The sequence below is a fragment of the Pseudomonas fluorescens genome, from assembly GCF_000730425.1.
Lineage (GTDB): Bacteria > Pseudomonadota > Gammaproteobacteria > Pseudomonadales > Pseudomonadaceae > Aquipseudomonas > Aquipseudomonas fluorescens_X.
This window is the reverse complement of record NZ_CP008896.1, coordinates 2,429,265-2,449,376: the sequence shown is the minus strand read 5'-3', so window position 1 is coordinate 2,449,376 and position 20,112 is coordinate 2,429,265. Positions and strand designations below refer to the sequence as shown.

General features: G+C 61.6%; 17 protein-coding genes. 13 read left to right on the top strand and 4 right to left on the bottom strand.

All coding sequences use genetic code 11. The features are described from left to right. Positions 1–179 precede the first annotated feature (179 nt). From colR to HZ99_RS10650, 13 genes are all read left to right on the top strand, one after another. Complete coding sequence (colR, locus tag HZ99_RS10710; RefSeq protein WP_029295378.1) at positions 180–863, top strand: two-component system response regulator ColR; 684 nt, start codon at positions 180–182, stop codon at positions 861–863. Continuing rightward, a complete protein-coding gene (locus HZ99_RS10705) occupies positions 853–2,133 on the top strand; it encodes a sensor histidine kinase (RefSeq protein ID WP_038442911.1) in 1,281 nt (426 codons plus the stop codon). Before colR ends, HZ99_RS10705 begins: the two co-directional genes overlap by 11 nt. 189 nt (positions 2,134–2,322) lie before the next feature. Then, positions 2,323–3,003 (top strand): class I SAM-dependent methyltransferase, encoded by a 681-nt coding sequence (locus HZ99_RS10700; protein ID WP_038442909.1) that lies wholly within the window; start codon positions 2,323–2,325, stop codon positions 3,001–3,003. 4 nt (positions 3,004–3,007) lie between these two features. After that, positions 3,008–3,724, top strand: coding sequence for a lipopolysaccharide kinase InaA family protein (locus HZ99_RS10695; protein WP_038442907.1), 717 nt, complete (start codon positions 3,008–3,010; stop codon positions 3,722–3,724). Further along, positions 3,724–3,951: a hypothetical protein gene (locus HZ99_RS10690; protein WP_038442906.1), complete on the top strand. Its 228-nt coding sequence runs from the start codon at positions 3,724–3,726 to the stop codon at positions 3,949–3,951. Before HZ99_RS10695 ends, HZ99_RS10690 begins: the two co-directional genes overlap by 1 nt. A gap of 189 nt (positions 3,952–4,140) precedes the next feature. Beyond that, positions 4,141–4,851 carry a tellurite resistance TerB family protein gene (locus HZ99_RS10685; protein ID WP_038442903.1) on the top strand — a complete coding sequence of 237 codons (711 nt, stop codon included), beginning with the start codon at positions 4,141–4,143 and terminating at the stop codon, positions 4,849–4,851. Positions 4,852–4,999: 148 nt separating this feature from the next. Continuing rightward, positions 5,000–6,622, top strand: coding sequence for a methyl-accepting chemotaxis protein (locus HZ99_RS10680; protein WP_038442902.1), 1,623 nt, complete (start codon positions 5,000–5,002; stop codon positions 6,620–6,622). Further along, positions 6,622–7,143: a chemotaxis protein CheW gene (locus HZ99_RS10675; protein WP_038442901.1), complete on the top strand. Its 522-nt coding sequence runs from the start codon at positions 6,622–6,624 to the stop codon at positions 7,141–7,143. The genes HZ99_RS10680 and HZ99_RS10675 overlap by 1 nt, the downstream gene beginning before the upstream one ends. Beyond that, positions 7,143–8,408 carry a CheR family methyltransferase gene (locus tag HZ99_RS10670; protein WP_038442899.1) on the top strand — a complete coding sequence of 422 codons (1,266 nt, stop codon included), beginning with the start codon at positions 7,143–7,145 and terminating at the stop codon, positions 8,406–8,408. The genes HZ99_RS10675 and HZ99_RS10670 overlap by 1 nt, the downstream gene beginning before the upstream one ends. Then, positions 8,405–9,100 carry a chemotaxis protein CheW gene (locus tag HZ99_RS10665; protein ID WP_038442898.1) on the top strand — a complete coding sequence of 232 codons (696 nt, stop codon included), beginning with the start codon at positions 8,405–8,407 and terminating at the stop codon, positions 9,098–9,100. The genes HZ99_RS10670 and HZ99_RS10665 overlap by 4 nt, the downstream gene beginning before the upstream one ends. Next, positions 9,097–11,394 carry a hybrid sensor histidine kinase/response regulator gene (locus HZ99_RS10660; RefSeq protein WP_038442897.1) on the top strand — a complete coding sequence of 766 codons (2,298 nt, stop codon included), beginning with the start codon at positions 9,097–9,099 and terminating at the stop codon, positions 11,392–11,394. The genes HZ99_RS10665 and HZ99_RS10660 overlap by 4 nt, the downstream gene beginning before the upstream one ends. Continuing rightward, a complete protein-coding gene (locus HZ99_RS10655; protein WP_038442896.1) occupies positions 11,391–12,401 on the top strand; it encodes a chemotaxis response regulator protein-glutamate methylesterase in 1,011 nt (336 codons plus the stop codon). The genes HZ99_RS10660 and HZ99_RS10655 overlap by 4 nt, the downstream gene beginning before the upstream one ends. A 51-nt stretch (positions 12,402–12,452) precedes the next feature. Beyond that, complete coding sequence (locus HZ99_RS10650) at positions 12,453–13,454, top strand: diguanylate cyclase domain-containing protein (RefSeq protein WP_038442895.1); 1,002 nt, start codon at positions 12,453–12,455, stop codon at positions 13,452–13,454. Between the two features lie 141 nt (positions 13,455–13,595). Here HZ99_RS10650 and HZ99_RS10645 read toward each other — a convergent pair whose 3' ends face one another. The 4 genes from HZ99_RS10645 to HZ99_RS10630 all read right to left on the bottom strand — a co-directional run bounded on the left by HZ99_RS10645 (position 13,596) and on the right by HZ99_RS10630 (position 20,100). After that, complete coding sequence (locus HZ99_RS10645; protein WP_038442894.1) at positions 13,596–16,634, bottom strand: multidrug efflux RND transporter permease subunit; 3,039 nt, start codon at positions 16,632–16,634, stop codon at positions 13,596–13,598. A 3-nt stretch (positions 16,635–16,637) separates the two neighbouring features. Beyond that, positions 16,638–17,801 (bottom strand): efflux RND transporter periplasmic adaptor subunit, encoded by a 1,164-nt coding sequence (locus HZ99_RS10640; protein WP_038442893.1) that lies wholly within the window; start codon positions 17,799–17,801, stop codon positions 16,638–16,640. Positions 17,802–17,935: 134 nt separating this feature from the next. Beyond that, positions 17,936–19,033, bottom strand: a complete 1,098-nt coding sequence (locus tag HZ99_RS10635; protein WP_038442891.1) for a DUF1513 domain-containing protein — start codon at positions 19,031–19,033, stop codon at positions 17,936–17,938. A gap of 2 nt (positions 19,034–19,035) precedes the next feature. Then, entirely contained in the window at positions 19,036–20,100 is a 1,065-nt protein-coding gene (locus HZ99_RS10630) for an imelysin family protein (protein ID WP_038442890.1), read from the bottom strand. Positions 20,101–20,112: the final 12 nt, after the last annotated feature.

Below are 20,112 nucleotides of genomic sequence, written 5' to 3'. Positions count from 1 at the left end.
GGGGGCGATTTTCACTTTGGAACTGTAGTCAAGCTGTGAACCGATAGTGAAAAACTCGTTGTATCTGGCAATCAGTTGAAAAGAGTAATACGTTGGCCTTTCAGGCCTAGCGGTAAGCCATACTTGGCCTTAAGCTGCGCGGGCCAACACGGCCGTTACCGCGTACGGAGACACTGCCCATGCGAATTTTATTGGTTGAAGACAACCGCGATATTCTGGCCAACCTGGCGGACTACCTGGGGCTCAAGGGCTATACCGTGGACTGTGCGCAGGACGGGTTGTCAGGCTTGCACCTGGCTGCCACCGAGCATTATGACCTGATCGTGCTCGATATCATGCTGCCCGGCATTGATGGCTATACCCTGTGTAAACGCCTGCGTGAAGACGCGCGCCGCGATACGCCGGTCATCATGCTCACCGCCCGCGATCAATTGGACGACCGCCTGCAAGGCTTCAAGTCCGGAGCCGACGATTACCTGCTCAAGCCATTTGCCCTGTCGGAATTGGCCGCACGCATTGAAGCTGTACTGCGCCGTGCCCAGGGGGGCGGTCGGCGAGAGTTGCAAGTCGGCGACCTGTCCTACGACCTCGACACCCTGGAAGTGACCCGTGAAGGGCGCCTGCTCAAGCTCAACCCGGTCGGCCTGAAGTTACTCGCGGTGCTGATGCAGAAAAGCCCCCACGTCCTGCGCCGCGAAGTGCTTGAAGAAGCCTTGTGGGGCGATGACTGCCCGGACAGTGACAGCCTGCGCAGTCATGTCCATCAACTGCGCCAGGTGATCGACAAGCCATTTGCCAAGCCGCTGCTGCAAACGGTACATGGCGTGGGTTATCGCTTGGCTGAGGGCCGTGATGGAGTTTAAGCAAAGCCTTGCCCAGCGGATCATCATCGCCTTTGCGCTGATGAGCGCGCTGGTGGCGGGGGCCTTCGCCATGGGCATCGTCGCCACGGTGCACCTGGTGGAAGAAAAACTGATTTCGGCAGGCCTGGGCGGAGACCTGCAACGCCTGCTGTTGATGGACAGTGTCGAAGACTGGCGCCACCGCCCCGAGCCGGACCAGTTGTTCTACTTCAGCGGCGGGCGCGGGGATTTCCAGCTTCCCAAGGACTTGCGGCATCTGGACGCCGGCTTTCACGAAGTATTTCGCGATGCACTTTCCTACCATGCGATGGTCGAGATCGTCGACGGTCGCCGCTATGTCCTGCTGCAAGACCAGAGCGATTTCGAAGAGCGCGAGCGTGTGCTGTTTGCGGTGGTGTTGGTGGGGTTTGTCCTCAGCCTGGCGTTGGCGGTATTCCTGGGCTGGGTCCTTGCCCGCAAGGTGATGGCACCGGTGGTGCGCCTGGCCCGCCAGGTGCGTCATCGTGATCAATTGTTGGGCCTGGCCCCGCCGTTGGCCCCGGACTACGCAGCTGACGAAGTCGGCGAGCTGGCGGTGGCCTTCGACGCTACCCTCGGCCGTCTGCGGCAGGCCTTGACCCGTGAGCGTTTGTTCACCAGCGATGTCAGCCATGAACTGCGTACCCCGTTGATGGTGCTGGCCAGTTCCTGCGAACTGCTGCTGGAAAACCCGGCGATTGATGCACGGGGGCGTCGACAGGTCGAGCGTATTGCCCGGGCCTGTGAAGAAATGCGCGAACTGGTGCAGACCTTCCTGATGCTGGCTCGTGCCCAGCATGACGACACCACGATGTCGCCCCAGGTCAATCTGTCCGAAGTCGCGGAGGGCCTGCTGGGGATCTGGCGCGATCCTATCGAGCACAAGGGTATCGAGTTGTTCTACCAGCCGGGCAACCCACTCGACACTCGCTACAACGCCACCTTCCTGCATGCGGTCATGGGCAACCTGCTGCGCAATGCCCTGCATTACACCGAGCACGGGTTTATCCGCCTGACGCTGGAACCCACCGGTTTTGTGGTCGAAGACAGCGGTGTGGGGATTCCCGAAGACAAGCGCGAGGCCATGTTCGAGCCGTTTGTGCGCGGTAACGAAAAGCGCGGTGACGGCCTGGGCCTGGGTTTGTCGCTGGTCCAGCGCATCTGCGAGAGTCAGGGCTGGGTGGTCAGCCTCAGTACAATGGAGCCCAATGGCTGCCGCTTCCATGTTGAGTTGAACCAGCTCAAGCCTTGATCCCTTTCCTGCCCCAGCTCTTGGGGCAGCATTTCTCCTGCTTGGCGAAGATGGCTTCATGCCAAGCTTTTTCCCTGTAAAACCTTGTAATTCTTTAGGGTTAGACGGGACGATTTTTTCACAAAGGGTTGACTTGAGGATGACGTGCAGCTGCTTAAGGTTGTAGGCATCAGTCCAGGAGACCCGTTGATGGCTACCCCTATCAAGCTTGAATTTTCCGAAAAGTACGACGATCAGCACGCTCAGGAATACTTGCTTAAACATCAGGACACCCTGGCGCGCCGGCTATCTCACAAACGTGACGAACAATTGGCCCGTGGTGCACTGGCGATGGCTGGCGAGCCGGGACTGGTGCTGGACTTGCCTTGCGGTGCCGGACGTTTCTGGCCGCTGCTGGCAGAAAAGCCCAACCGGATCATTATCGGTGCGGACAATTCCGAGTCCATGCTGAACACCGCCATGGGCGCGCAACCGGCAGAAGTGGTCAAGCAGGTACGACCCTTGCAGACATCTGCCTTTGATATCGATTTGCCAGACAACGCAGTGGACAGCATTTTTTGCATGCGCCTGTTGCATCACATTGGCGAGCCTGCGCATCGAATGGCGATATTGAAGGAATTTCAACGAGTTACCCGCGATAGCGTGATCATTTCGTTGTGGGTGGACGGCAACTTCAAGGCCTGGAAGCGCAAACGCCTGGAAGTGCAGCGTCGCAACAAAAGTGAGCAGGACAGTTACCGAAATCGATTTGTGTTACCGGCTGCTACTGTTGAGGCCGAGTTTGAGCAAGCAGGTTTCCGCGTCCAGGAGTATTTGGACTTCATACCGCTGTACGCCATGTGGCGAGTGTATGTATTGCGCAAGAGGTAGCAGGATGGCAGTTGAGTACGTAGCAGGCAGTCACGTAGCTCCCGAAGAGCGGTTTGATTATTTTTGGCGCCAGCAGGGCCAGTGGGTTGAGGAGCCCAATCGACGTCGCGGTGGAGAAAGCGGCGTGCAGCGGGTGATCGGTACCAATGGGCGCTTGCTCTACAGCAAGCGCCAGACAGGCCATACCTACCGCAGTTGGCGATATCCTTTTGGGCGGCCGACTGTGCTGCGTGAGCGTGATGCGCTCAGGGGCCTGCGCTTGCTGGATGTAGGCGTCCCGGAGCTGGTGTTCTGCGGGGCCCGTCGTGATGCTGAACATCAATGGACCGCCTTGCTGGTGACGGCGTCGCTGGATGGCTTCAATGAAATTGACAGCTGGTACGCCGCAGGTGGTCGCGAACAATACGGAGAGCGCGTGCACGAACGTCTGCTCCAGGCGTTGGCACAAACCCTGGTCCGCATGCACAAGGGGCGCTGGCAGCATGGCTGCCTGTACAGCAAGCATATTTTTGTGCGGGTCACTGGGGAGGGCGACGAGGCGACGGTCGACGTGGCGCTGCTGGATCTTGAGAAGTGCCGCCAGCGCTTGACCGCCCGGCGGGCCGCTGCCCATGACATGCAGCAATTGCGTCGCCATTCGTCGTGGAATGCCGTCGACTGGCAAAAACTCAGCTACTTTTATGAAACGGCGTTTGGCAGCGCTATCAAGGGTTTAACCTAATGAAGCTAGAAATAGCACGAGGTTTGTTTCTGGTGGGGGCCTTGGGCATCGCATCCTTGGCCCTGGCTGCCTGGGAGCAGCCCCGCACGGAAGTCCTCAGCGCGGTGCACGATGGCGGGCAATGCCCGGTGCCGCGGGTCGCCAAGACCGCGGGGGTGAGCCAGCCAGATCATCAGCTGTTGCTGTTTATGTTTGGAATGTCCCAGGGGATGAGGCCTGCAAGTTGAAGAGAATGGCGCCCCTATAAAAGGCCTCGCATTGCGGGGCCTTTTTTTGCCTGTCGTTGCGTCTTCTGCCCAACCCACCAGTCCCGATTTGAGTTACATCTGGAAGCACTCTATATCCAGGATTATTGGCACTTAGTTTTACGCTGAAGGCCTATTGAACCTATGAACCCAAGTCTCTGGAGGCTATGAATGAATACCCGTGGATTGCTTGATCAGTTGCTCAAGTCCGGCCAGGACATGCTGCAAAACAAGGCTGGCGGTCAACGTAAAGGGGATGACAAAGGTGCACTCGGTGGCCTGCTCGGCGGTGGCGGGCTCGGTAGCCTACTCGGCGGCGCGGGTGGCGGGGCGCTGGCCGCAGGAGCAATGGGCCTGCTGCTGGGTAATAAAAAGGCCCGCAACTTTGGCGGCAAGGCCCTGACCTATGGTGGTCTTGCTGCATTGGGCGTGATTGCCTACAAGGCCTACGGCAATTGGCAGGCGCAACAGGCCGGTGCGCCAAAAGGTGAGCCGCAAACCCTCGACCGCTTGCCGCCGGCCCAGGTTGAACTGCATAGCCAGGCCATTCTCAAGGCCCTGGTGGCCGCGGCCAAGGCCGATGGCCATGTGGACGAGCGCGAGCGAGCCTTGATCGAAGGTGAGTTCGTCAAGCTGGATAACGACCAGGAGCTGCAACGCTGGCTGCATGCCGAGCTCAACAAACCCTTGGACCCCGCCGATGTAGCCCGGGCCGCCAGCACCCCGGAAATGGCCGCCGAAATGTACATCGCCAGCGTCATGCTGGTGGACGAGGAAAACTTCATGGAGAAATCCTACCTCGACGAACTGGCCCGCCAGCTCAAGCTGGAACCGGGTCTGAAGAGTGAGCTGGAAAAACAGGTACGCCAAGCCACGCTCTGACCCACCCCGCACAGAAAAACACCCCGCAGCCGTAAAAGGTTACGGGGTGTTTTTGTATTCCTTGAGACTTGGCCCACAACCCATTGATAAATGATGGCACGGCCTCAGCTATACTCCCCGGCATTTGATCGGCCCTCGAGGAAATACTGTGAAGAACTGGACCTTGCGCCAACGCATATTGGCGAGCTTTGCGGTCATTATCGCCATCATGCTACTGATGGTTGTGGTCTCGTATTCACGGTTGCTGAAGATCGAAGCGAGCGAGAACTCGGTGCGCGACGACGCCGTACCGGGGGTGTTTTTCAGCTCGATGATCCGCAGCGCCTGGGTCGACAGCTACCTGCAGACCCAGGAATTGATCGGGTTGCGCGAGCATCAGGGCATTTCCGACGCCGACCGGCAGGATTACAAGTCGTTCGAAGCGCGGCTGGAGCAGCATATGGCCAGTTACGCCAAGACGATCAATATCGACCAGGATCGTACCGAGTTCGACACCTTTGAAGCCTTGCACCAGAAGTACAACCAGGTGCTGGCCCAGGTCCTGGAACTGCACCAGGCCAATAAGGAAACCGAAGCCGTCATGATGTTCGACGAGAAACTGACGCCGGCCTGGACCGCAGGGCGCCTGAAACTCAACGACATTATCAACGAGAACAAACAGGTGGCAGACAAGGCCACTGCGGCCATCGATGAGGCCGTCGATGCCGCCAAAATCAGCATGGGCGTATCGCTGATCATCGCGATCCTCGCCGCCGGCCTGTGCGGGCTGCTGCTGATGCGCGCGATCATGGCGCCGATGAAGCGCATCGTCGATATCCTCGAAACCATGCGTACCGGCGATCTGAGCAAGCGCCTGAACCTGGAGCGCAAGGATGAGTTCGGCGCTGTCGAGACCGGCTTCAACGACATGATGACCGAATTGACCGCCCTGGTATCCCAGGCCCAGCGTTCGTCGGTACAGGTCACCACCTCGGTGACCGAGATTGCCGCCACCTCCAAGCAGCAACAGGCCACTGCCACCGAAACGGCGGCCACCACCACCGAAATCGGCGCCACTTCGCGGGAAATCGCCGCCACCTCCAAGGACCTGGTGCGCACCATGACGGAAGTGTCCACTGCCGCCGACCAGGCCTCGGTGGCCGCTGGCTCCGGTCAACAGGGGCTGGCCCGCATGGAAGAAACCATGCACTCGGTGATGGGCGCCGCCGATCTGGTGAACGCCAAGCTGGCGATCCTCAACGAGAAGGCCGGCAACATCAACCAGGTGGTGGTGACCATCGTCAAAGTGGCCGACCAGACCAACCTGCTGTCCCTCAACGCCGCCATCGAGGCCGAGAAAGCTGGTGAATACGGGCGTGGCTTTGCGGTGGTCGCCACCGAAGTGCGGCGCCTGGCCGACCAGACCGCTGTGGCCACCTACGATATCGAGCAGATGGTGCGCGAGATCCAGTCGGCGGTATCGGCGGGCGTGATGGGCATGGACAAGTTTTCCGAGGAGGTGCGTCGGGGCATGTTCGAGGTGCAGCAAGTGGGCGAGCAACTGTCGCAGATTATCCACCAGGTGCAGGCCCTGGCGCCGCGGGTGCTGATGGTCAACGAGGGCATGCAGGCCCAGGCCACAGGCGCCGAGCAGATCAACCATGCGTTGGTGCAGTTGGGTGATGCCAGCAGCCAGACCGTGGAGTCCTTGCGCCAGGCCAGCTTTGCCATTGATGAATTGAGCCAGGTCGCGGTGGGTCTGCGCAGCGGCGTGTCGCGTTTCAAAGTCTGATGAGTGATCCTGCGGCGAAACGCGGCGCCGTGACGGCAGCCAAAAAAGCTTTGTTCCTGGTGTTTCATATCGGCAGCGAGCGCTACGCCCTCAAGGCCACGGAAGTGGCCGAGGTGTTGCCGCGCCTGCCGCTCAAGCCCATCGCCCATGCGCCCGTATGGGTCGCCGGGATTTTCGCCCATCGCGGCAGCATGGTGCCGGTGATCGACCTCAGTGCCCTGACCTTTGGTACACCGGCCCAGGCCCGTACCAGTACAAGGCTGGTGCTGGTCAACTATCGCCCAGAGAGCGGGCTGGAGTCGCGCTGGCTGGGGCTGATCCTCGAACAGGCGACTGACACCCTGCGCTGCGCCCCGGCGGATTTTCAACCCTATGGCCTGGACAATCGCCAGGCGCCCTACCTGGGGCCAGTGCGTGAAGACGAGCGGGGCCTGACCCAGTGGATCGGCGTCGCCGACCTGCTCACTGCCGAGGTCCGCGCCCTGCTGTTTGCCCCTGACCTGACTGTTGGGGAGGCATGATGAGCAATGACCAACGCTTCTTCGACTTCCTCAAGGAACGTATCGGCCTGGATGTCGCCTCGGTGGGCGAGGCAATTATCGAGCGCGCCGTGCGCCAGCGCAGCCAGGCGTTGCAGGGGCTCAGTGCCGATCAATACTGGCAGCGCCTGCAAGCCAGCGGCGAGGAGCAGCAGGCGCTGATCGAAGCGGTCATCGTCCCCGAGACCTGGTTTTTTCGTTACCCCGAATCCTTTGCCACCCTGGCGCGGCTGGCGGTGACCCGGTTGGGCGAGATCAAGCACATGCGTGCCCTGCGTATCCTCAGCCTGCCGTGCTCCACCGGCGAGGAACCCTATTCCATCGCCATGGCCCTGCTTGATGCCGGTCTTGCGCCCCACCAGTTCAAGGTGCAAGGCCTGGATGTCAGCCCGTTGTCGGTGGAGCGGGCGCGGCGTGGGGTGTATGGCAAGAACTCCTTTCGTGGCCAGGATCTCGAGTTTCGTGAACGGCATTTCAGTGCCGAAAATGATGGCTATCGCGTCGCCGATCGGGTGCGGGAACAGGTGCGCCTGCAAGTGGGCAACCTGCTGGATCCGCAGTTGTTGGCCAATGAGCCGACCTATGACTTTGTGTTCTGCCGCAACCTGCTGATCTACTTCGACCAGCCGACCCAGAAGCAGGTGTTTGAAGTGCTCAAGGGCCTGACCCATGTCGACGGCGTACTGTTCATCGGCCCGGCCGAAGGCAGCCTGCTGGGGCGCCTGGGCATGCGCTCGATTGGTGTGCCGCAGTCGTTTGCCTTCAGTCGTCATGCCGAAGCTGCACCTGAGCCGGTCTTTGCCCCCCTACCGCCTCCGATACCCCAGCGCAGCGCAGCGCCGATTCCAAACAAGCCCCGCCCCTTCAGTGCCTTCGCGGCGCCTGTGGCACCGATCAAACCTGCGCCCGTGCACTCGGATGCCGCCGATCTGCTCGGTCAGATCGCGACCCTGGCCAACGAAGGCAAAAGCCTGGAGGCCCGTGCGGCCTGCGAGCGCTACCTGCAAGACCATCCGCCGGCGGCCCAGGTATTTTACTGGCTGGGCCTGCTCAGTGACGTGGCGGGTAGCGCCCTGGAAGCCCAGGGGTATTATCGAAAAGCCTTGTACCTGGAACCCCAGCATCCGCAGGCCTTGATGCACCTGGCCGCGTTGCTGGAGTCCCAGGGTGATACGGCGGGGGCACGGCGCTTGCAAGCCCGTGCCGCCCGTAGCGAGCGATCCGCTGACAGTGAGCGTAAACGATGAGTAGCTCCCCATTCTCGGATACCGACCTGGACCTGACGGTAGCCGATACCCAGGCCATCGACGATTGCTGGAATCGCATAGGGGTCCACGGCGATAAATCCTGCCCATTGCTGGCCGAGCATATTCACTGCCGCAACTGTGCCGTGTATTCGGCAGCGGCAACCCGCTTGCTGGATCGCTATGCCTTGCAGCAGGAAGACCGTCATCCCTCCGCTGCGCAGGCAGATGACGAGGTGGCCACACGTTCACTGCTGATGTTCCGCCTGGGCGAGGAGTGGCTGGGCATCGCTACCCGTTGCCTGGTGGAAGTGGCGCCTTTACAGCCGATCCATTCCTTGCCCCATCAACGCTCCCGGGCGTTGCTCGGAGTCGCCAATGTGCGCGGTGCGCTGGTGGCCTGCCTGTCCCTGGTGGAATTGCTCGGGCTCGACAGCACTGGCGGCGGCGCCAGCGGCGGGCGGATCATGCCGCGCATGCTGATCATCGCTGCGCAGGATGGGCCGGTGGTGGTGCCGGTGGATGAAGTGGATGGCATTCACGCTATCGATGAGCGCACTCTCAAGGCGGCGTCTGCGTCCGGTACCCAGGCCAGTGCGCGCTATACCCAGGGTGTGCTGCAGTTCAAGGGCCGCAGCCTGCGCTGGCTGGACGAGGCGCAACTGCTGTCTGCCGTGACCCGGAGCCTCACATGACCCCCGACCAGATGCGCGATGCCTCGCTGCTGGAACTGTTCAGCCTCGAAGCCGATACCCAGACCCAGGTGCTCAGCGCCGGCCTGCTGGCCCTGGAGCGTAACCCGACCCAGGCCGACCAGCTTGAGGCCTGCATGCGTGCGGCGCATTCGCTCAAGGGTGCGGCACGGATTGTCGGGGTCGACGCCGGTGTCAGCGTCGCCCACGTGATGGAAGATTGCCTGGTCAGCGCCCAGGAAAGCCGGCTTTACCTGCAACCCGAACATATCGACGCGTTGTTGCAGGGCACAGACTTGCTGATGCGCATCGCCACGCCGGGCAACACGGTGGGCGCGGCGGATATCCAGGCCTATGTGGCGCTGATGGAGCGCTTGCTGGATCCGTCGCAACCCACGGCCAAGGTGGTTGCACCGCCGCCAGTGCCTGCGCCGCTCCCGGAGCCGTTGCCGTCCCTTGAAGAGTCGCTGCTATTGCCCCCGGAACCGGAGGCTGCACCGCCCGTCAGCAGTGATGTGCCGCGCCAGCACAAACGCATGACCGAAGGGGGCGAGCGCGTCTTGAGGGTCACGGCCGAGCGCTTGAACAGCTTGCTGGACCTGTCCAGCAAGTCCCTGGTGGAAACCCAGCGGCTCAAGCCCTACCTGTCCAGCCTGCAACGCCTCAAGCGCATCCAAAGCAACGGCGCCCGAGCCCTGGACAACCTCGATGGCCAGCTCAAGACCGTCGACCTGAACCTCGAAGCCCAGGAAGCCCTGGCCGATGCCCGCCGCCTGTTGAGCGAAGCGCAGTTGTTGCTGGCAGAGAAGACCGCCGAGCTCGATGAGTTCGGCTGGCAGGCCGGGCAACGCGCCCAGGTGCTGTATGACACTGCGCTGGCGTGTCGCATGCGGCCGTTTGCCGATGTGCTGGCGGGGCAAGTGCGCATGGTGCGCGACCTGGGCCGCAGCCTGGGCAAGCAGGTGCGCCTGGAAATCGAAGGCGAGAAGACCCAGGTTGACCGCGATGTGCTGGAAAAACTCGAAGCGCCGCTGACCCATTTGCTGCGCAATGCCGTCGATCACGGCATCGAGATGCCCGAGCAGCGCCTGCTGGCGGGCAAGCCGGCCGAAGGCTTGATCCGCCTGCGCGCCTCGCACCAGGCTGGCCTGCTGGTGCTGGAGTTGAGCGATGACGGCAATGGTGTCGACCTTGAGCGTTTGCGCACCAGCATTGTCGAGCGCAGCCTGTCGCCGCTGGAAACGGCCTCGCGCCTGAGCGAAGAGGAGTTGCTGACCTTCCTGTTCCTGCCGGGCTTCAGCCTGCGTGACAAGGTGACTGAAGTTTCCGGGCGCGGCGTCGGCCTGGATGCGGTGCAGCACATGGTCCGCCAATTACGCGGCGCGGTGGTGCTGGAGCAGACGGCCGGGCAGGGCAGCCGCTTCCACCTGGAAGTGCCGCTGACCCTGTCGGTCGTGCGCAGCCTGGTGGTGGAAGTCGGTGAAGAGGCCTACGCCTTCCCCTTGGCCCATATCGAACGCATGTGCGACCTGGAACCCGACGAAATCGTGCAACTGGAAGGCCGCCAGCATTTCTGGCACGAGGGCCGGCATGTCGGCCTGGTCGCGGCCAGCCAGTTGTTGCAGCGCCCGCCTGGGCAAAACAGCCAGGACTCCCTCAAGGTCGTGGTGATCCGCGAGCGGGATGCGGTGTACGGGATTGCCGTGGAACGCTTTATCGGCGAACGCACCCTGGTGGTGTTGCCGCTGGATGATCGCCTGGGCAAGGTGCAGGACATTTCTGCCGGTGCGCTGCTCGATGATGGTTCGGTGGTGTTGATCGTCGATGTCGAGGACATGCTGCGTTCGGTGGACAAGCTGCTCAATACCGGCCGCCTGGAGCGCATTGCCCGGCGCACCCAGCAAACCGTCGAGGCTGCGCGCAAGCGCATTCTGGTGGTAGATGACTCACTGACCGTGCGCGAATTGCAGCGCAAGCTATTACTTAATCGTGGATATGACGTGGCGGTCGCCGTCGATGGCATGGATGGCTGGAATGCACTGCGTTCCGAAGACTTTGACCTGCTGATCACTGACATTGATATGCCTCGCATGGACGGTATTGAATTGGTCACACTGTTGCGCCGTGACACTCGCCTGCAGTCGCTGCCGGTGATGGTGGTGTCCTATAAGGATCGCGAAGAAGACCGGCGTCGTGGCCTGGATGCCGGTGCGGACTACTACTTGGCCAAGGCCAGTTTCCACGATGACGCCCTGCTCGATGCGGTGGTGGAGTTGATTGGAGGCGCCCGGGCATGAAGATCGCCATCGTCAATGACATGCCCCTGGCGGTCGAGGCTTTACGCCGGGCCTTGAGCTTCGAGCCGGCCCATGAAGTGGTGTGGGTCGCCACCAATGGCCAGGAAGCGGTACAGCGTTGCGCCGAATTGACGCCGGACTTGATCCTGATGGACCTGATCATGCCGGTGATGGATGGCGTGGAAGCGACCCGGCAGATCATGGCTGAGACGCCATGCGCTATCGTTATCGTTACGGTGGATCGCCAGCAGAATGTCAGTCGCGTGTTTGAAGCCATGGGCCACGGGGCCCTGGATGTGGTGGACACCCCGGCGCTGGGGGTTGGCGATGCGAAGGAGGCGGCGGCGCCCTTGTTGCGCAAGATCCTCAATATTGGCTGGCTGATCGGCCAGCGTGGCAGCCGGGTGCGTGCTGAGCCAGTGCATCCGCGCAGTACGGGCAAACGCCAGAGCCTGGTGGCGATCGGTTCTTCGGCAGGTGGCCCGGCGGCGCTGGAAATCCTGCTCAAGGGCTTGCCTCGGGACTTTGCGGCAGCCATTGTGCTGGTGCAACATGTGGACCAGGTGTTCGCCGCCGGCATGGCCGAGTGGCTGAGCAGCGCTTCGGGCCTGCCGGTGCGCCTGGCACGGGAGGGCGAACCACCGCAAAGCGGCGTGGTATTGCTGGCTGGCACCAATCATCATATCCGGCTGCTGAAAAACGGCACGCTGGCCTACACGGCACAGCCCGTGAACGAAATTTATCGACCGTCCATCGACGTGTTTTTCGAGAGCGTCGCCAGCCATTGGAACGGCGATGCCGTCGGCGTCTTGCTGACCGGCATGGGACGCGACGGAGCCCAGGGACTCAAATTGATGCGTCAGCAAGGCTATCTGACCATCGCTCAGGATCAGCAGAGCTGTGCAGTTTACGGCATGCCCAAAGCAGCAGCGGCGATTGATGCCGCTGTTGAGATTCGCCCATTGGACAGAATTGCGCCACGATTGCTGGAGGTATTCGCAAAATGACCGATATAACTCGCTGTCCTGGCCTGCACGTAGTAACTCAGGTGACCGCAAATGAATGATTTACAGCTCGACGACTTCAAGACCGACGAAAACGCCGCCATGGTGTTGCTGGTCGACGACCAGGCGATGATCGGCGAAGCCGTGCGGCGCGGTCTGGCCCATGAGGACAATATCGACTTCCACTTTTGCGCCGACCCACACCAGGCCATCTCCCAGGCGATCCGCATCAAGCCGACGGTGATTCTCCAGGACCTGGTCATGCCAGGGCTGGACGGCCTGACGCTGGTGCGTGAGTACCGCAACCACCCGGCGACCCAGAACATACCGATCATCGTGCTCTCCACCAAGGAAGACCCGATGATCAAGAGTGCCGCATTTGCGGCTGGTGCCAACGATTACTTGGTCAAGCTGCCGGACAACATCGAACTGGTGGCGCGTATCCGCTACCACTCGCGCTCCTACATGACGCTGTTGCAGCGGGATGCGGCCTACCGTGCGCTGCGGGTCAGCCAGCAACAGTTGCTGGACACCAACCTGGTACTGCAACGGTTGATGAACTCCGACGGCTTGACCGGGCTGTCCAACCGCCGGCACTTCGACGAGTACCTGGAACTGGAATGGCGACGTGCCATGCGTGACCAGACACAGCTGTCGTTGCTGATGATCGACGTGGATTTCTTCAAGACCTACAACGACAGCTTTGGCCATCTGGAAGGTGATGAAGCGTTGCGCAAGGTGGCGGCGACCATTCGCGATGCCAGCAGCCGTCCATCGGACCTGCCGGCGCGCTACGGGGGCGAAGAGTTTGCCCTGGTGCTGCCCAATACTTCGCCGGGCGGTGCGCGGTTGGTGGCCGAGAAGTTGCGACAGGCCGTTGCCGCGCTGAAGATCCCGCATATCGCGCCCTCTGAAGGGGCGAGCCTGACGATCAGCATTGGCCTGGCGACCATGACGCCGTTGCTGGGCACCGATTGCCGGCAGTTGATCTCGGCAGCGGACAAGGGGTTGTACCTGGCCAAGCACAATGGGCGTAACCAGGTGGGCATCGAATAAGCTGGGCCTGTAGGAGCGGGCTTGCCCGCGAAAATCCCACAGGCACCTCGGGTTACCTGTTAGTGCCGCGCCATCGTCAACGATTTTCGCGGGCAAGCCCGCTTCTACAGGGAGATACGCTGTCTTGCGGCGGCCCCTGACTCAATCCTCCGCCGACAAGGGGCCACGCTTGGCCAGCAGCGTATACACACACGGCAGCACAAACAGTGTAAACAGCGTACCCACGGACATCCCGGTAGCAATCACCATCCCGATATCAAATCGGCTGACCGCCCCCGCTCCTGTGGCAAAGATCAACGGCACCATGCCAAACACCATTGCCGCGGTGGTCATCAATACCGGGCGCAGGCGAATCGCGGCCGCTTCTTCCACGGCTTCACGGGATGTCAGCCCCTTGTCCTTGCGCAACTGGTTGGCGAATTCGACGATCAGGATCCCGTGCTTGCTGATCAGCCCGATCAACGTCACCAACCCCACCTGGGTATAGATATTCATGCTCGACCAGCCGAGAAACAGTGGGATCAACGCCCCGCAGATCGACAGCGGCACCGTCACCAGAATCACCAGCGGGTCACGGAAGCTCTCGAACTGTGCCGCCAGCACCAGGAAGATGATTGCCAGTGCCAGGCCAAAGGTGACCCATAGTGCACTGCCCTCCTGGATGAACTGGCGCGAGGCGCCGCTGTAGTCGAAGGCATAGCCGGCCGGGGTTTCTTCGATGGCGATCTGGCGCACGGTGTCGATGGCTTCGCCCATGCTGACAATCGGAAAACCCGAGATCAGCGCCGAGTTGAGTTGCTGGAACTGATTCAACTGCCGAGGCCGTGCGCGGTCGCTGACGCTGATCAAGGTCGACAGCGGCAACAGTTCGCCCAGGGTGTTTTTCACGTAGTAATTGTTCAGCCATTGAGGGTTGTCCCGGTACGCCCGCTCGACCTGGGCGATGACTTTGTAGCTGCGCCCATCAAGGGTGAACCGGTTGATCTGTGCCTCCGCCAGCAAGGTCGCCAGGGTGCTGCCCAGATCCTGCATCGACACCCCCATCTGCGCCGCTTTGGCGCGGTCGATATCCACCACCACTTCGGGTTTGTCGAATGCCAGGTCGATATCCATAAAGGCGAACTTGCCCGACTCCATAGCGCGTTTCTTCACGCGGTTGGCCACTTGCAGCAATGACTCATAGTCATTGGGCGTGTTGATCACAAAACCGAAAGGCAGGCCTTCGCCGGTACCAGGCAGCGATGGCAGATTGAAGCCGAACACCTGCAGGCCGGGGATCTGTTCCAGGCGCTTCTGCACCTCAGGCAGGATCTGCATTTGTGTGCGCTCGCGCTCGTTCCATGGCTTGAGCAGGAAGCCGCCGATACCCGATTGCACGCCATTGAACCCGTTGATCTGGAACGAGGAGTAGTACTCCGGGAAGTCCTTGAAGATCGCGATGAACTCGTCGGTATAGGTGTTCAGGTAGTCCAGGTTGGTCGGCTGCGGCGCGTTGGCCATCATAAAGATAATGCCCTGGTCTTCGTCCGGGGCCAGTTGCGACTGGGTGAACTTGAGGAACACCGGAATCAGGCACAGCACGATCAGCGCAAACACAATCACCACCGGCCGGGTATTCAAGGTGCCGTGCAGCAGCGTCTGGTAACGGCGCTTGAGACCATCGAAAATCCGGTCCAGGCGATGGGCCAGGCCCGTGGGGTTCTCGTCATGGCGCAGCAGCAGCGCGCACATCATCGGTGACAGGGTCAGCGCGACGATGCCGGAAATCACCACCGCGCCCGCCAGGGTCAGGGCGAATTCCTTGAACAACGCTCCGGTCAGCCCCTCCAGGAAACCAATCGGCGCATACACCGCCGCCAGGGTGATGGTCATCGACACCACCGGCACTGCAATCTCTCGCGCGCCTTCCAGCGCAGCGTCCAGCGGCGTCTTGCCTTCTTCGATATGGCGGTGGATGTTCTCCACCACCACAATCGCATCGTCCACCACCAGGCCGATGGCCAGGACCATTGCCAGTAGCGTCAGCAGGTTGATGGAGTAGCCCATCAGTTGCATGAAAAACAGCACGCCAATCATCGACAGCGGGATGGTGACCACTGGGATCACCACCGAGCGCAGTGCTCCGAGAAACAGGAACACCACGACGACTACGATCAACACCGCTTCAAACAGGGTCTTGACCACCTCGTTGATGGACGCCTGGATAAACAGCGTGGCGTCGTAGGCGATTTCTGCCTTGAGGTTGGGCGGCAACTGGGACTCCAGCTGCGGCATGATCTTGCGCACTTCCTTGATCACATCCAACGGGTTGGCGCTGGGCGTGGCCTTGATGCCGATGTACACCGACGGCGTGCCGCCAAATGAACTGATGGCGTTGTAGTTTTCCGCGCCCATTTCCACCCGGGCCACATCGCCGAGCAGCACCCGGCTATCGCCATCGGTCTTCACGGTGATGGCGGCGAAGGCCTCGGCGGTCTTGAGGTCGGTATTGGCGTTGATGCTGGTGACCACATACTCGCCCTTCACTTCGCCGGCAGCGGAGAGAAAGTTGTAGTTGCGCACGGCATTCGTGACGTCGCCAGCGCTCAGGCCGAAGCCGGCGAGCTTGACCGGGTCCAGCCACAGGCGCATGGCAAATACCTGGTTGCCAAGGATCTCGGCTTCGGCCATGCCGGGCAGGGTCGCAAGCTTGGGCTGGATCACCCGGGACAGGTAGTCGGTGATCTGTGGGTTGCTCAGTTGCTGGCTGGAGAAACTGATGTACATCAGCGCCGAAGCGTCTGCCGCCTCTTTGCTCAATACCGGATCCTCGGCATCCTGGGGCAGCTTGTTCTTCACCTCGTTGGCCTTGGCCAGCAGCTCAGTGAACAGGCGGTCGCTGTTGGCGCCGATCCGCGCATAGATGGAAATCACCGAGAAGTTCTGGCGACTGACCGAGGTCATGTAGTCAATGCCTTCGGCGCTTGCCAGGCTTTGCTGCAAGGGTTGGGTGATGTAGCCCTGGATCGTCTCGGCATTGGCCCCGGGGTACGCGGTGGTCACCGTGATCAGCGCATTCTCCATGGACGGGTACTGGCGCAGCGGCAGTTTGCTGTAGGCCTGCAAACCCAGGAGCACGATCAGCAGGCTGACCACCATAGCCAGCACCGGGCGGCGGATAAACGTGTCGGTAAACGCCATGGCTCAGTTCCTTGAACCGTCGTTGCGCGAAGGCTGGCCAGGGATGGCCGGTAGGTTCTTATCCGGGGTAATGGCGATATGCGCACCGGTGTCGAGCTTGATCTGCCCGGCACTCACCACTTGTTCGCCACCGCTCAGGCCCTTGGTCACCAGCACCAGGCCGTCGCGCCGTTCGCCGGTTTCGATAAACCGCCGTTCGGCAATCAATATCGGTTGGCCGCCGGCATCTTTTTCGAGGCTGCCATCCGCGGTTTTTTTCTGCACGACCACGTAGGCTGAATTGCCGTAGAGGGTGTAGGTAATCGCACTTTCTGGCACCACAACCTGCACCTGCGGGTTGGGCAGCAACACTTGCAGGCTGCTGAACATGCCCGGCAGCAGTTTATTGTCCGGGTTGGCCAGGGTCGCCCGCACCCGCACGTTGCGGGTGCTGCTTTCGACTTTGGGGTTGATGGCGCTGAGGGTGCCGGGGAAGGTCTGTTTCGGGTAGGCCGAGACTTGCACTTGTACCCCCTGGCCGACAGCCAGCCTGGGCACCAATTGCTCGGGCACATAGAAATCCACGTAGAGGCTGCTCAGGTCCTGCAAGGTGGCGATGACCGTGCCGCTGGCCAGGTAGTCGCCGACATCCACCTGACGGATGCCGATAGTGCCGCTGAACGGCGCGACGATATGTTTCTTGGCCAGGGATGCCTTGAGCTGGTTGACCGTGGCCTTGTTTTTTTGCAGTTGCGCCGAGAGCCGGTCGAACTCGCCCTTGGAGATCGCCTGGCTGCCCACCAGTTGGCTACCGCGCCCGTAATCGAGCTGGGCCAGGCCGAGGTCGGCCACGGCGGTTTGCAGCAGGGCATCTTCCACCGCGCTGTCCAGTTGCACCAGTGGCTGCCCGGCCTTGACCTTCTGCCCGGACTCGAACTGCACGTCCTTGACGGTGCCGGCGATCTCCAGGGCGAGGTTCACCCCTTGCAAGGCCTTGAGCGTACCCACCGCTGGCAGGCGCTGTTGCCAGGGCTGCTCGACCGCTGTGGCAACCGCTACGCTGATCGGCGGTTTGGGCGCAGAAAAGACCTGGATCTGCCGGTAAATGGAGAAGGCCTTGAAGCCCCCCAACAGCAGGACGATTAGCAGCACAACGGCCAACATGATCAGCATGCGACGACGCAGCATATTCCGATTCCTTGGAAAAAACTGAGGCAGGCGAGGGTGAACGATTGGGCACATACTCCGAGTGCCCGGGGGATTCCAACTGGCATTTTTGACAGTCAGCCCCCCTGTAGACGCCAGCAAACCGGCGCTTGCGATCAGATCAGATGCAGATGGTTGTCCCAGAGCCCTGCGGGTAATTCCAGGGGCTTGGCCACCAGTTGTGGCTGCCGGCAATCGTAGAAGCGGCAACGGCCCTGGCCGGAGGTCACGACGAACCCGTCGGCCACCGCACCCACGCCGGCGCAGTCGGGCAACGGCCCGTCCAGGCGCAGTTCGGCGCTGTCCATGTCCCAGATAAAAAAGCGATTGCCCCGTGGCGCAGTCAGTGCCACCAGGCGCAGTTCACTGTGCACGGCCACGCTGGCGGTGTAGTGCCCCATGGCCTGCAATTGCTCGTCCGCCACCGGGAACGCCACGAACGGTTGTCCCGGGCGCTTGATCGCCAACAGTTCGGAGCGCTCCTGTGATGGCCCCATGAACTGTTGCCCGGTGAGAATCGTGCCATCGCTGGCGATCCCCATATGACGCACGCTGTTCATCTGCTGGCCCAGGGTTTCCTTGCTCAACAGCGTCCCGTCACGTTGCATCAGCACCAGGCTGGGCTCCATGGCGTTAAGGTTCATCTCGACCCGGCTCTCGGCCTCGGTGCGAATGCCGCCATTGGCCACGATCAGGGTCTCGCCATCCGGCATCCACGACACCTGGTGCGGGCCGATGCCGTGTGTGGAAATTTCGCCACTGTGCACCAGGCGCTCACCTTCGAACCTGTACACCCCCAGCAAGCCGCGACCGGGGTCAGTGGTGTCGTTTTCCGTGGCATACAGCCAGTCGCCACTCTTGTGGATCACCGCATGGCCATAGAAGTGCCGGTTGGCCTGGGACGTCACGGTTTGCAACAGCGTGCCGTCGCGCAGGTCCACCAGATAGCTCTCGGTGCCCGGGCGGCGAGCCACGAACAGGGCGATGGGCAGGGTCGGATGGTTAATGATGTCGTGGCAGCGCTGGCCGACCTGGGTGGCGAACACCTGGGTGCCATCCAGGCGATAGCCCACGGCGTAGTGTTTGCCATCGCCATCATCCCGGGCCGACAGCAGCAGTGGGCTGTCGCCCTTGCGCTTGAACAGCGTCCAGCCGCCCAGGGTGATTGCACTGAGCAGCACGCTACCAATGGCCAAAGCCTGTCGCCTGAGCATCATCAGTCACCGTCGTTGGCGTTGAAGCCCAGTTGGATGCCCAGCGCCTTGGCCAGTTCACCTTCGTGCAGGCGGTGGACCACGTTGAGGCTGTCGTAGAGATCGTTGAGTTGCTGGCGCCCGGCATCGTCCGCCAACAGTTCATTGAGCGAGCGCTGGTTGCTGTCGAACAGTTTCAGGGAGGCTGCGTAGGCGGCGTCGATCTTCTCGGCCAGAGGCTTCTGGTCGGCAGGCAGCAGGCCGCGCAGGCCCTTGTTGTCGACCCCGACCCAGACGGTCTGGGCTGCCGCGAGGCTGGCCTGCAAGCCTTGCAGGGACGATTGGCTGCGCCATGCATCGGCCTGGAACGGCTGGGGAATGCCCTTGGACAGGCGACCCATCGGCGTGCCGAGTTTTTTCTTCAGGGTGTCCAGGGCCGTGACCTGCACCCGCAGCAGTTCGGCGATGGCCTCGTGGGAATCGGCGTAGCGCTGGTTAGGAAACTTGGTCATCTGCGCGAGCATGCCGTCGGTGCTGTTCCAGCTCGCCAGAATCTCTTCGGCCAGTTGCTTCTGGCGCTCGCCGATGGCGATCAGCAGCGGGCAGTAGCGGGCTTTCTGGGCTTCGTTGGTGATGTCGGTCCTGGCGTCATACAGGATGTATTCGTAGGCCGACAGGCCTTGCACCACGACGCTGGACTTGGCCAACGCGGCGGCATCGATCTGCGGCTGGGCGGTGGCCAGTTGCTCGACCTGGCGGCCGACGAGGTTTTTCTTGTCGGGCCAGAACTGCACCTGCCAGGCGCGATTGCCTTCGGCCAGCGGGCCGATCAGCAGCGGTTGCAACTCGGCCCAGGCCTTTTGTGCGTGGAGGAAATCGGCGCGGGCGGTTTCCAGGGACTCCTTGCCCTGGCAATAGGCCAGGGCGCTGACGGCCAACTGCCGGTCAGCTTCGACCCAGCGGCTGTAGGTCGGCAGGATCACTTGTTTGGCGATGGCCGCTGAAGTGACCGCTTGCGGATCCTGCGGTGAGCAGGCACCCAGAGCCAGGGCGGCCAGGCTGGTGAACAACAACTTGGGACGGAACATGTCGAGCTCCCT